At 44.6% G+C, this 13,894-nt stretch carries 9 protein-coding genes; 4 read left to right on the forward strand and 5 right to left on the reverse strand.

Annotated features, from left to right (window positions below; genetic code table 11):
* Positions 1 to 73: 73 nt before the first annotated feature.
* The 4 genes from QVA83_RS05340 to QVA83_RS05355 all read left to right on the forward strand — a co-directional run bounded on the left by QVA83_RS05340 (position 74) and on the right by QVA83_RS05355 (position 6,095).
* Positions 74 to 2,593, forward strand: coding sequence for a TonB-dependent receptor (locus tag QVA83_RS05340; protein ID WP_287498210.1), 2,520 nt, complete (start codon positions 74 to 76; stop codon positions 2,591 to 2,593).
* A 281-nt stretch (positions 2,594 to 2,874) separates the two neighbouring features.
* Positions 2,875 to 4,104, forward strand: coding sequence for a porin family protein (locus QVA83_RS05345; protein ID WP_014980250.1), 1,230 nt, complete (start codon positions 2,875 to 2,877; stop codon positions 4,102 to 4,104).
* Between the two features lie 198 nt (positions 4,105 to 4,302).
* A complete protein-coding gene (locus QVA83_RS05350; RefSeq protein ID WP_287498211.1) occupies positions 4,303 to 5,163 on the forward strand; it encodes a hypothetical protein in 861 nt (286 codons plus the stop codon).
* Between the two features lie 272 nt (positions 5,164 to 5,435).
* Entirely contained in the window at positions 5,436 to 6,095 is a 660-nt protein-coding gene (locus QVA83_RS05355) for a response regulator (protein ID WP_287498212.1), read from the forward strand.
* Positions 6,096 to 6,151: 56 nt separating this feature from the next.
* On the opposite strand, the gene QVA83_RS05360 is transcribed toward QVA83_RS05355, so the two are convergent.
* From QVA83_RS05360 to QVA83_RS05380, 5 genes are all read right to left on the reverse strand, one after another.
* Entirely contained in the window at positions 6,152 to 8,665 is a 2,514-nt protein-coding gene (locus tag QVA83_RS05360) for a hybrid sensor histidine kinase/response regulator (RefSeq protein ID WP_287498213.1), read from the reverse strand.
* Positions 8,652 to 9,842: a nitric oxide-sensing protein NosP gene (gene nosP, locus QVA83_RS05365; protein WP_014980253.1), complete on the reverse strand. Its 1,191-nt coding sequence runs from the start codon at positions 9,840 to 9,842 to the stop codon at positions 8,652 to 8,654. The genes QVA83_RS05360 and nosP overlap by 14 nt, the downstream gene beginning before the upstream one ends.
* Positions 9,811 to 11,907, reverse strand: a complete 2,097-nt coding sequence (locus tag QVA83_RS05370) for a 4Fe-4S binding protein (RefSeq protein ID WP_287498214.1) — start codon at positions 11,905 to 11,907, stop codon at positions 9,811 to 9,813. Before QVA83_RS05370 ends, nosP begins: the two co-directional genes overlap by 32 nt.
* Positions 11,908 to 11,947: 40 nt before the next feature.
* Positions 11,948 to 13,465 carry an acetaldehyde dehydrogenase ExaC gene (gene exaC / locus QVA83_RS05375; protein ID WP_014950684.1) on the reverse strand — a complete coding sequence of 506 codons (1,518 nt, stop codon included), beginning with the start codon at positions 13,463 to 13,465 and terminating at the stop codon, positions 11,948 to 11,950.
* A gap of 142 nt (positions 13,466 to 13,607) precedes the next feature.
* Positions 13,608 to 13,894: LuxR C-terminal-related transcriptional regulator (locus QVA83_RS05380; RefSeq protein ID WP_287498215.1), on the reverse strand; the 287-nt coding region annotated here is incomplete at its 5' end.

Below are 13,894 nucleotides of genomic sequence, written 5' to 3' on the forward strand. Positions count from 1 at the left end.
CTTAAGGAGGATATTTTTAGGGAATGGTTAGGGCAATACTTAAAACATAAATAATAACTACACAGCCAAGACCATGCCTACACGTAAACCTTTGCAATGCCCAATAGAAAAGCCTGCTGACAGCCCCTCGAAAAGCGAGTCACAATTTGAAGCTACGCCTGCTTTTACAACTAGAACGCCTTTGGTATTTACTGTCATTGCCAGCGCGGTAGCCGCTGTATGTAACACCGTTGCAGCAGCGAATAATGCATTCGAGCACTACGAGGTCATAGAGGTACAAGGAGTCACCTCCCTTAATGCCAATGGCAATAACTCTGCCGTATTTGGTAACGTTCAGACACTCACTCAAGACGACATTGAAGGGAGCGTCAACCGTTCACTACCGGAGCTACTCAAAACTCAGCTGGCAAGCGTGAACCTAAACGATGTTCAAAACAATCCGTTTCAACCCGATCTGCAATACCGCGGGTTTACTGCCTCTCCGCTGCTTGGTCTACCTCAGGGCATTTCGGTGTACTTAAACGGCGGTCGGGTTAATGAAGCGTTTGGCGATACTGTGCATTGGGACCTAATGCCTCTAGATGCTATAGATACCGTTTCTTTGTACTCTGGTTCAAACCCTCTGTTTGGCCAAAACACGCTAGGCGGCGCCCTTGCGCTAAGAACGAAAACAGGGTTTAGCTTCAACGCCAACGAAATAGATTTACAGGCTGGACAATTCGGCCAGAAAGCCGCATCTGTGGAATCGGGTGGTCATAACGATCATTGGGCGTATTATGTAAACCTGAATCACTATGAGGAAGATGGCTGGCGCGACTATTCGCCATCTGAAGTGCAGCAAGTATTTACATCGCTTGCCTATAAAAGTGACAAAATGCATCTCGACATGAACCTGTTTATGGCCGATAACGAGTTACTCGGCAATGGTGCATCACCTATTGAACTGCTGGATATTGAAGGCAGAGAAGCGGTCTACACCCACCCCGATCAGACCAACAATGAACTTACGCACGTTAATATAACCGGTGATTTCGTTTTAACTGACACCTTATCTTTAACCGCCAATATGTTTTATCGCGACACACAAACTCAATCAATCAACGGCGATGACAGTGATTTTGGTGCCTGCCAGTTCGCTGATGGACGCGTAACACTGTGTGAATTTGAAGATGATGACGACAATGATGATGATGATGCTCCGCTTGATAGTGATGATGATGGCGACGACGATGATTTGCCTGTTGTAGGCGAAGGCGACGATATAGAAGCGGTTGAATTTATTGGCTTTGATGACGACACCGCGCTTGGTGAAATATCAGATGTGGACGCAGATGAACTTGATGGAACATACAATACGGGCCGGACAGACGCCAAAGCTACTGGGTTATCTTTTCAGCTAGCAAAACAATATGCCTTAAGCGGCTTCAGTTCAGAGTTAATTGTTGGTGCCAGCTACACCAAAGGAGATGTTAACTACGCCGCTGATACTACATTTGGTATTTTGGAAAACGAATCTGCACAAGACTCACGCACCGTTTTACCCATCGACGGGCTCATGGCACAAGAAGCCAGGGTTAGATTAGATGTAGACACCACCGCATGGTCGCTATTTTTCATGAATAGTACACAGCTCTCTTCAGCCGTATCACTCAATCTTGGTGGACGTTTTAACCGAGACCATATTGTTATGGAAGACCTGATTGATGACGGTGAAGGTTCATTGGACGGCAATCACCGTTTTACCCAATTTAACCCAGCGGTAGGTGTAGACATTACTATTGATGAGCAAAGCCAGTTGAATCTTGCAATCAGCCAGTCTTCAAGAACGCCAAGCCCAGCAGAGTTAAGCTGTGCAGATGAAGACGACCCGTGCCGCTTACCGAACGGTTTTGTGGCCGATCCTCCTCTTGATCAGGTGGTCACCCAAACTATTGAAGCGAACTACACCACACGCATTGATAACATCGACGTGATGCTAAATGTTTTTCACAGTAGAAGTAAGGATGACATTATCTTCCAACAAGCAGGCTCTGTTGCCTCTCGCGGATACTTTATTAACGTTGATGAAACCCAGCGTCAGGGCGTTGAATTCAGCGTAGGCTCAACGTGGGAAAAACTAACCTACCGGTTAAACTACAACTATCTTAACGCAACCTACGAATCGACATTCACGTCGTTTAGCCCCTTTAACCCTCAGGGGCCGGATCGGGTCGTAACACCAGGTGACAAAATTCCAGGCCAGTCAGAGCATTTAGTCAAGCTCTACGCAGATTACGCCTTAACGGATAAAGCGCGTTTAGGCGCAGAAGTTATTTCAGCATCTAGTCAGTACGTTAGGGGCGATGAGGCTAACGAAAATGAAAAGATTGACGGATACATTATTGCAAACATTTATGCATCGTACCGTTTCAACGACACATTTACCGCATCGCTACGTGTGAACAATGTGTTCGACAAAGACTATGAAACCTTTGGCACGTATGGCGAGGCTGATGAGGTATTAGAAGACATTTATCCCGACGTAGAAGGTGCAGAGTTCGTGGGCCCCGCACAACCGCGAATGGTCAGTGTAAATCTAAAAGCGAGATTCTAATCAGATAGCAGTTGTTACCACACGCGCTTTTATCCACACAAAAGCTGAACAAAAATCAAAAAAACGCGACTTACTTTTTCACAGTAGTCGCGTTTTTTATGATTTTTACATTTAATTTTCCCGCTACTAAAGAAGGAGATTAACACGCCTTACGGCCGATGGTTCAAAATTCAATAGAACCTATTATCAATTTACTGGACACCGAAAGCATTAAAACCAGTCAAAAATAAAAATAAAAAGCCACTGTAATTAATCAACACTACCAATATTGGGACAGTAAAATGAAAAAGAATACATTTACAAAAACCTGTTTATCTATTGCCATTTTAAGCACAGTCAGTAGCCATAGTTTTGCCCAAGACGAGCCCTATTCATGGAATATCTCTGGATGGATAAATGAAGGCTTAACCTATTACGACGACGGTGTGGGTAGTGATGTGGCACAACTTTCAGACAACGGTACAACGCTAGGCAGCCGTATTACGCTTTCAGGGAATTATAAACTGGAAGAACAAGGCATGGACGTGGGCTTTGAAGTCATTATTGAGCCTCTTTCAGGCGCACCCAACTACGCCGGTGGTGGCCATCAAACCCCGCTTTTGTTTGCCAATCAGGATAACTTAGACACCTTCAATGGCGGCGACATAGGCCTATTGGGCAGTAGCCTCTACTTTGGTGGCGACTGGGGTAAAATCACCATTGGTTTACAAAGCCTTCCCACCGATAACATTGCCGTTCTAGCCGATCCCTCTGGCACAATCTGGTCGGGAATTTCTCCATTATTTAGAGCAAATGGCTTCTTTATTCGAGGCGTAGAAGAAGGTTCAACCAATGTCGCGTGGGGTCAATTTGCTCAGTGCTTAGCTACGCCTGGCTTGGGTATTGGTATTGACTGTAACGGTATATATCGCAACGGCGTGCGCTACGATCTCCCTCAAATGGGCAACGTGAGTATTGCAGTAGGTTATGCAAACGACGAAATTTACGATATTGCGGTTAAGTATGCGGCTGAGCACGAAGGCTTCAAAACTAACCTTCATGCAGGTTACTCAGTGAATAAAGATGGCGGTAGCAATGTTGGGGGCAACAGTTCAACTACGCTGCAACTGCAAGCAGGGCTCATGCATATTGAGTCTGGAGTATTTGGGGTAGCCACTTATCAGATGGAAGAAGCTGACGATGCGATTGTTGGGTCGGGCGACGATACAGATGCTTATTACTTTAAAGCAGGCATAAGAAAACAGTTTAATCGCTTTGGTGATTCTGCTTTCTATGCTGAATATGCCAGTTATAACGACCAATACGGCATGGCTCATTTAGATGGCGTTACCGGCTCAGAGCTTAGTCAGTGGGGTGTTGCAGCAGAACAATATTTTGGCTCGCGCTTCTTGGTGTACGCGAAATACGAAAACCTAAGTTTAGATATTGATGGTTCAGAATCTGCGCAAGGAATTTATAACAGCGCAGAAGACTTAACCCTAATTCAACTAGGTGGCACTGTGTTCTTTTAATTGAGAATTAAAAATCAGTCATATTTTAACATTGAAGTTATATCTAATTACTCTGAAATTTAAAATTACTCGATTCATTTAATTAATGATAAAAAACTGATTAATTTTACACTTAAATAAGAAATTAAAATTAAGCTAAAAGATATGACATAAAAAGCGAGATTCACTCTCGCTTTTCCTATTGAAAAAGGAAAGATCATGAAAAATATATCTCTATTTTCATTACGTTCAGCTCAACCCATTCTGTTAGCCCTACTCTTCATAACGACAGTACATATCGCAGACGCACAGGTCATATTTCAGGAGGACAAAAACAATTTTATTCGCCTTGTTGAAAAGCAAAACGAAACAGACAGTGACATGCGTGCCAACCAGCACCCCTTTACGCTGCAAGAGCAGGATGTATCCGCCATACTTAGCGCTATTCAGGTGGTTAAGAACAAAAATACGTCAACACCGCTTTTTTCCAACGAACAGGTTGCGTTACTTGCCGCCTATCTGCCTGAGGCGCTGCGAACAGCGACTGCTCAGCAAGACGTAATTTTTGCCCTTAGTAAAGAGAAGCGCTATTTGGCAGGCCTTAAAACCCAAACGTATTACGTTGCAGGCAGTATTTTCGTTGCAGACGACCAGCTCAATATTCTTATTGGCGAGTTCGATAAAGTAGCCAATAAAGCCTACGAAATGGCTTATGATCCTACTTCTCAGGGCTTGGTAAAATACGACTTTGATTTTGGTAACCGGAAACAAGCAAAGTTCTCATTCGATTCCCCACTCTCTTTTTCCGCACCTGGTATAGAACTAAAAACGAAAAATCGCTTCGATTGGGTGGTCGCACCGACTCAGCTGGCATTTGAAGCACCTGTAGAAAAGGAAACACTTTCCCCAGCGAATAGGAAAAACACACCCAGTAAGAAAGACGTAGCAGGCTCGGCCCCCTTACCAGCAGAAAACGATATCGTTGCTCGTTTTAAACGGTTAGACGCACTAAAAAAGGCAAACCTAATTAGCGAAACAGAATACGCCGAAAAAAGAAGGCAGTTACTTGACGAGTTATAGAACGAAAGTCCCGTCAGTACTGGTCTTACGTGCTTTTTTATTATAAGCCATTGGTCTTATTAGGCCTGATTTAATGTTATATTAATGTTAACATTGTAAACACGTGAAGTGACTGTTTAGCTTTTAATATTTCGGGGAACTTGGTCACTTTGAAGCGTTTCATTTACGCCATAATTTTGTCTTACTAAAAGGCTTATGTGTGAATAAAACGCCAGCCCAAATAAGTCACAAGGCCAGCGGCAAATGTCGCTTTTTTAGCTGAGGGAAAGACCATGCACCGTATCTTGATAATTGACGACCACCCTATTTTTCGTCACGCAATGATTACCATTTTAGGGAAAAAGTTTCCCGACTCAGAAACCCTCGAAGCCAATTCAATTTCTGAAGCGTTAACGTTGCTAGAGCAAGACGCGAAGTTCGACTTAATCATGCTTGATTTAAATATGCCGGAAACCTGTGGCCTAAACGGACTTTTAGAAGTTCGAAACCAACACCCTAACGTACCTGTAGTGATTATTTCCGCTGAAACGGAAAAGCAAAATATACTGCAAACCATTTCTTATGGTGCCGTTGGCTTTATTTCAAAAAGCAGCAAAATTGAAGAAATAGCCACATCTATCGAGAGTATTTTTGAAGGGAACGTGTGTTTACCATCAGAGATATTGAGAACGCCGTCTACCAGAACACGCATGACCAATGACAACGGTATTTCGCCGGAGCAAATTCGTTCATTAACACGAAAAGAGCTGACCGTACTGAAATATCTAACTCAAGGGTTAGCCAATAAAGTGATTGCCTACGAGCTTAATATTTCTGAAACCACGGTTAAGTCTCACGTCTCATCTATTCTTAAAAAATTAGGCGCCAGCAACCGAGTAAAGGTTGTGGCCAGTGCCGCGAATATCGACTTTAACCAATACGTCTTTAATTAAGACCTGTTGCTCTTTGCTATGCACCGAAGATTAACAGGTCTTAGACACGTTTACTTTTAGCCATTCAAGCTTGAGACTAGCGCCGCCTTAAGCACCGAGGAGTTAACAGGTTTGTGCAGCAGCTGAATGTCAGTGCCTTCAAGTTCATTCGCTAACGCTTTTGAGTGATTAGCGGTGCAAATCATAATGGGCATTGAAGGCGCGATTTTTCTTACGCGTTTCGCAATGTCTAAACCGGTTTCTTCTTCATCTAGGTGGTAATCGACAATAAGCATGTCGCACTCGTCAAAGCTGCCATTATTTACGGCACTGCATTGTTCAAAACCTGAGAAGGTGTCTACTTCCATGTCCCAGTTTGCGAACAACGTTTGCATAGCAATGCGCATATTCGCATCGTTATCAATGTGCCATATATGCTTATCCAAAACGTAATCTGGTAACGATGGCTCCAAAGTATAAAGATAGTCTTGTTCCTGACTCGTATCACACACTTCGGTAATAGGAATGGTCACCGTGAAACATGCGCCTACGCCCTCTTTCGAGCGCACTCGAATATCGTGCTCTAGCAACTTACTCATTTTATCTACAATGTATAATCCCAGACCCAAACTGTAAGAGTAGTTAAAATCGTTTTCTAATCTGGAAAACTCTTTAAAAATAACTTTCTGATCGTCTTCGCTTATACCCACACCTTGATCATAGATGCTAATTTCTAGGTTCTCATTCACCTTTCGTGCTGCCAGTAACACCTTGCCGTTGGCACCGTATTTCATTGCATTTATTAATAAATTTCGCAGTATTCGAGAAAGTAAGTTCACGTCTGTCACCACGAAAGCTTCTTTCAAGCGATAGCGAAAATCTACACTGTAGTCTTTACTGATATGCGTAAACTCTTCGGCTAGCTGCATAAGTAACGGCAATACATTTTCTAGCTGCTTATCGGGCTGTAACACCCCAGCGTCCAGTTTGGATGTTTCAATAAGCGTGCGAATAAGGCCATGTAAATCAGACAGTGAATTATCGAGGGCGGTAACAATGGGGCTGGATGAACTATCCACTTGATCTTTCAATGTTTCGTTGAACAAGATGGCAGCGCTAAGGGGCTGCATAAGATCGTGGCTAATAGCAGCCAAAAATTTGCTCTTTGAATCAATCGCTTCTTGAAGGGCGATGTTGGCGTGATTGAGTTCACGGGTACGCTTTTCTACATTCGATTCTAATTGGTCTTTAGCCGCTTTAAGCTGGAGTTGGCTTTCTACCTGCTGCGACACGTCTGTTGCCAAGACAAAGTGCCCGGTGATATCGCCAGATTCATTGAAATGAGGCAAATAAACTTTCTGTAAAAAGCCAACGTCGCCATGAGCATTTTTTTCTTTGCTTTGAAAGCTCACCACTTCGCCTTGGTTAACACGGCGCAAGTACTGAATAAGATTGGGGTAAACCTCTTTCAGATGGCTTCGATCCATAGGCATATCATTAATGTCTTGCTCACTAACGCCATACCAATCGCGATAACCTTTATTGGTGTATTGAAACTTTTTATCGGTACCAATGTAAGCAATAAGCGCCGGTACATTATCGGTTATCATGCGGATCCAGCTTTCGTTTTGCTTCAGCGTTTCTGCGTAGTGATGCTGCGATGTAACATTGGTGAACGTGCACAGCGTATTGCCGTCGGGCAGTGTAGTGATGTTGCGTTCAACCACCAATTGCTCGTGTATAATCTGGGTACTTGGCCCCACCGGGTTTAGGTTGAGCCCGCTCCAGTGACGGTTATTTTGAAGGGCATAAATATTCTTACTGTTTACCAGTACGTGCTGGGGCACGTTTGACTGGGTCAAAAACGTGTTATTCCAAAACGCAATGCCACCTTCTTTATCAATGAGCAATATTCCAACATCAATATTATCGATAAGGCTTTGCAACAGCTTGTTTTTCTCTTTAATGACTTGCTCGTAACGATTCGATTCAAGCAGTTTTACTTCAGTGATGTCGTTAAACAGAATAACGTTCCCGCCTTCTTGCGTGGGTCGATTGGTCAGCTGATACCATCGCCGGTTCGACAACTGATAGATCATCCTGCCTTCGACATCAGCAGGCAGGGCACGGCGAATAACCCCGGAATGCTTGGCAGCTTGGGTGATATCGTAATAGTTATCGCCAATTTTAGGGGTAATGGAAAGGTCATCCCAAACAGTTTCAAAGTGCCGATTAAAGAAGATGATCCCGCCCAGTCTATCTAGCAACACCATCGCCTGATTAGTGCTTTCAATGGCGTCGTGTAAACGCTGTTTAACCTGATGGGTTTCTTCGTGAGCCCGCACTAGCTCGGCATTTGACTGCTCCAGCTTTTGCAGTACTGACTGTAGCTCCTCTGTTTTCTGACTCACTTTTTCAGAAAGTTGAACCGAATGTTCGAAGGCGCGGTAGCTGTGATGATTAAAACCGCCCTCTTCCATGCGATACATCAGCGCTGCGTTTATTTTCTCAAGCTTTTCGTTTTCACGCCGTTGCTCGTAAAGGGCCTTTTGGAGCGCTTCCACGTCGGTAAATTGATTATTGGGCTGCAAAATACACCCCCGTAAACGTTTGGTTCAAGTGAACCGAGTGAATATGCTCGCCATAGGCATTGAAGCCCGCGACATTGTACCTTTGCTGTAGCCGTCTTATTTCGTGGTCGTTTTTGCCTTGTTGAATTTCGAGCCTTCGCAAAAAGCAATCGCAAGCATAGACAAATTCGGGCTCGCCAAGCTGAGCGCGCAGTTTGTCTAGTTTACTTTCTAATGCTTCAATGCAGTCACCCAGCTGAACAAACGTAAGAATAATGCCAATATCTACCGCGCAGTAAAAGGTAATGGCGTTAGTGGCCAAATCTACTTTTTGAATAGAGCGGATGAAGTACTTGCCACCTACCATCACTGCAAGGGGAAACATGGAAAACACATCAGGCGTTAAGTCTTCAGCTTTCATTCCCAATAAACTGGCGTAATACTGCGCAGCAGGTTCACCGTTTATTTCATACACGGTTCGCGACTCAGGATCGGCGTGGGTGACCACCAGCTTCGATACGGGAGAGTTAATGTGATCAATGGAGAATACGGTGAAGGGCTTTCCCGTGCCAACAAGCAGCAATACTGCAGCGTCTCGATGAAATTCACCGTTGTAAAACACATAGGTGGCTTCAAGCTTTAAATCGTCGCCGGCGCTACCGCCTAAGTGTGGGATATTGCCAAATGCAGTCGCAAAGGTTTCTAGAAAATGTTCCTCATGGCGGGTAAGTCCATCGAGCACAGAAATAACGAAGTGCTGCTCTGTATCGTAACGACGCTCCCTTCCCTGTAAGGCTCGGCGCAAACCACTGGCAATATCGTGGGCTTCATCAAAGTTTACTTCGCCTAAATTAGGCACCAATGCTGTGGCAATAGAAAATTCGTTTTTCAAAAACGCGACGGCCAAAAGTTTTTCTGTTCCGTACCCATTTTTATTAAACTCTCCAGCACTGGTGCAGCCAACAATATTCACGTGCGGAAAACGTGCGGAGATTTCCTTTGCTACTGTGTCTAAGTCAAACAGCGTGCTGGTATGAAAGAGTAATAGCTCTATTTCATCGCACTTAACGTTGGCTAAAATCTCATTGGCCACATCACGGCAGGCTTCTTTAGCACCGTATAAACTAGAATGGTTGTCATCGTTAACCTTGCTATTAGCAGGTTGACTAAGTGCGGACAGGATTGAGGTTTTTGACACGCGTTGGCACCTTTTTCTTTTTATATTTATCGATTTTGCACAAGTCAGGGTTATCTAACGTAACCACACACTCAAGGCACTGAATACATTCAGCATAGTCAATGCTGCCGTCTTGTTCTATAGCATCAATACCACATTTCTTTTGTTTGCACAGCTGACACGGATTACCACAGGCATCTTTACGTGTAAGCAATTTAACTAAAGGGAAACGCCCCAAAATGGCTAGCCCCGCTCCCAACGGACATAAATAGCGGCAGTACACTTTATGAATTTTTAAACTAAGTAGCAGCAATAAAACCGAATACAGTACAAAAGGCCAATATCGAACAAAGTGTAGGGTTATGGACGTTTTAAACGGCTCTATCTCAGCGAGCTTCTCCGCAAGGTTTAGCGAATAGAATGAGCACGCAACAAGCCCTATAAGCAACCCATATTTAATTTTTTGTGCCCGTTTGTGGTGCTGTGGCTTAATTCTAATTTGTTTTATCCTGAGCTTTTCAGCCAGTATTCCCATCATTTCCTGGAGTGCTCCGAAGGGGCAAAGCCAGCCGCAAAATAGTCCCCGCCCAACGATAAACAACGAGACAAATACAAAGCTCCACAAAATAAAAATGACCGGGTCGAGAAGATATACCTCTAAGGAAAATCCGTCGACAATATCCAGTAGCAGCGTGTATATGTTGACAACAGACAGTTGCCCTTGAGCGTAAAAGCCAATAAAAAACAGCACGAACACAAGGGAAAATGCCCGCACTGTATGCACAAACTTGGTGTAAGGCGTCAGCCTTTGCTGGAATGCAAAAAACAACGACAGCGCTACAAGATAAACAACGGTGATGCTTATCGTTAAGGTTCTGTCCCTCCAAATTTTCTGCCACAACGGAATGGGCTTCGCTAACTGAGCCTCAGGATTTTCCATAAATAGTGCACTAGGCAGTGTCACTTTCAAAGGGAACAGATGCTCATCTTGCTCGAAGAAACTCGGCTTAAACGGCACACTAATCGCTATTTCCATTTCTTGGTCAAGTGACAGCCCACCTTTCGATTTTACTCGAAGTACTTTGATCTCGTTGTAGTCGGGCAATGCTTGTGAAAATGCGGGGTCATAGAAGCTATAAAAATCGATATCGCGGATAGCTGTGGGAAAGCCGCCTTGAGATACCCGTAAATGCTCAGGTGTGGTTTGGGGAATAAACTCATCGCTGATAAAACTGAACCCTTTCGTATTCAGTACCATCAGTGCCATTTCTCCTGGATTTAGATTTTCCTGTAACCGAGCAAATTCCTCTTCATCCAGCAGGTTTTTCCCCACAACAGGAAGACTTAAAAACGCATAGTAGTGTTCGGCAATGATGTCACCATCAAGAGCAAACTCGCTTTGAATATCGTCAACCGCCCGAACCACTTCTCTCGAAAGCCCTTCGGTATTTTGCTGAGTAATCTGGTGCTTTTGAATGTAGCCCTTGTCCACCAATTCGCTAAAAGTAAGAGGTTCGTAAAAGTCTGGATTGATAATATTGTTGCTAGGCGCAACAAAGCCATCGAGCTTAGCTCTGGCAACGGCTAATGCAGATGTCACGATGGTATCGTTGATAACCAGCACCGATACGGTGGCTTTCGTAACCCCATCAAAGTAGGTAGCGTCTTTGCCTACATTGCTTTTACCACCAATGATAAAACGTTCTTTGACGCTGTGCCCTTGATATTGAGCAACGAAATCAAACATGGATTTCTCGCCAAGCCCGTGCAAAAAAATCGGCTCGCTATGCTGCTTGACGAAAAGATCGACCACATTGCCTTGTGTGTCTAGCCCAATCACTACATTAACTGGTTTGCCTGAAAAGCCTATGAAGTCGACAAAGTCATTCGACTCAAAAACATATCCGAGTAGTTGCTGAAGCTGATAGACCGGGGTTACCTTGATGTCAGTGTGCATCTCCCCCACGCGTGTAGCATTGGGAAATATTTTGTAAATGTCTTGTGGAATGTCTGTCGCGTCAGACTGCGCCAACACATTGGTGCTGAGAAACAGCAAGAAAATGATTGAGGAAAATGCGATGCGCATAAAAGTAGCGGGCGGCGGTAGGCGCCGCCCTCAGGTTTACTTAGAAGAAACCAAGTGGGTTGATGTCGTAGCTTACCAATAGATTTTTTGTCTGCTGGTAGTGATCTAGCATCATCTTGTGGGTTTCGCGGCCAATGCCCGATTTCTTGTAGCCGCCAAACGCAGCGTGAGCTGGATACAAGTGATAACAGTTCGTCCATACGCGACCTGCTTCAATCGCTCGACCCACGCGGAATGCTACATTCGCATCGCGGCTCCATACACCAGCGCCAAGTCCGAAGCTTGTATTATTGGCAATCTCAATCGCCTCTTCTTCGGTTTTGAAGGTTTGAACAGCGATTACCGGACCAAAAATCTCTTCCTGGAACACACGCATGTGGTTTTCACCCTTCAAGATAGTCGGCTGAATGTAGTAGCCTCCATCAAAGCCAGGTAGCTGCTCTTTCTCACCACCAGTGACAACCTGAGCCCCTTCTGACTTACCGATATCGATGTATTTAAGGATCTTTTCGAACTGCTCATTAGATGCCTGTGCACCCACCATGGTGTCTGTGTCTAGTGGGTTGCCACGTTTGATCTTCTGAATTTTTTCCAACACTTTTTCCATGAATGCATCATAGATGTCTTCGTGAATAATCGCTCGAGAAGGACACGTACATACTTCACCTTGGTTGAAGTATCCAAGCACTAAACCTTCCGCACACTTATCAATAAATTCAGGCTCGTGATTCATGATGTCTGGGAAGAATAAGTTTGGCGACTTGCCGCCAAGCTCAACGGTAGATGGAATAAGGTTTTCAGCAGCACAGCGAAGGATATGTCCGCCAACAGGTGTAGAGCCAGTAAACGCAATTTTTGCAATTCTTGTGCTTGTTGCAAGAGCCTGTCCGGCTTCTGCCCCGAACCCGTTAACGATGTTTAGTACACCCGGTGGCAGTAGGTCTTGGATTAGTTCGGCGAACAATAAGATAGATACTGGCGTTTGTTCTGCTGGCTTTAGCACCACTACGTTACCGGTAACAAGTGCTGGCGCAAGTTTCCATGCAGCCATAAGTAGCGGGAAGTTCCATGGAATGATTTGCCCAACAACACCATAAGGTTCGTGGAAGTGATACGCCACCGTGTTTTTATCAATTTCACCGATGGTGCCTTCTTGGCTTCGAATACAGCCTGCGTAATAACGGAAGTGGTCTGCGCACAGCGGAATGTCTGCATTAAGCGTTTCGCGAACGGCTTTACCATTGTCCCATGTTTCCGCAACGGCAAGTAGCTCTAGGTTTTCTTCAATGCGATCGGCAATTTTCAGAAGAATGTTAGAACGCTCAGCTACTGACGTATCTGCCCAGCCCTTTTTCGCAGCGTGAGCGGCATCTAACGCAAGCTCAATGTCTTCAGATGTTGAGCGTGGGATTTGTGCGATGTCGCTGCCGTCTACTGGAGATGTTGCGGTGAAGTACTCACCTTTAACCGGTGCTACCCATTCGCCATTGATAAAATTACCGTAGCTTTCTTTGAAGCTTACGACCGAACCTTCACTACCTGGCTTTGCATAAATCATAAGAAGTACCTTTTGATAACTTTGCGCGTACCACGCGCACTAACTTGGTTTGTTGTGTAGTTTGATAATGGTACTTTTACGTTGTACCTACCATGATGCGATAGACCGATTTGACTCCTACTTTAGGAGGGGAAACCTATGGCTACTTCTCACTCTTCTCGACAAAAGACACCGATTGAGACGCTGAAAGCTCTGCATCACCGATATAACCGTGTTTAGCCGCAATGGCTGAAAACTGGGAGGGCACCGCGTCGAGCTTTCGCTTAATGACGGTAAGTGCGTTAGAGACAGTCTTAGCCGATAGGCCCAACTCATCAGCAATATCGAAGCGGGATTTATTCATCGCTATCGCAATAAATATTTCGAACTCGCGTTTTGTTAATTTGGCAGCAATGTCCACGTTGGTATCGAGAAGTTGATTGGCTAAAT

The sequence above is a fragment of the Alteromonas sp. AO-Serp genome (assembly GCF_017849675.1).
Lineage (GTDB): Bacteria > Pseudomonadota > Gammaproteobacteria > Enterobacterales > Alteromonadaceae > Alteromonas > Alteromonas macleodii.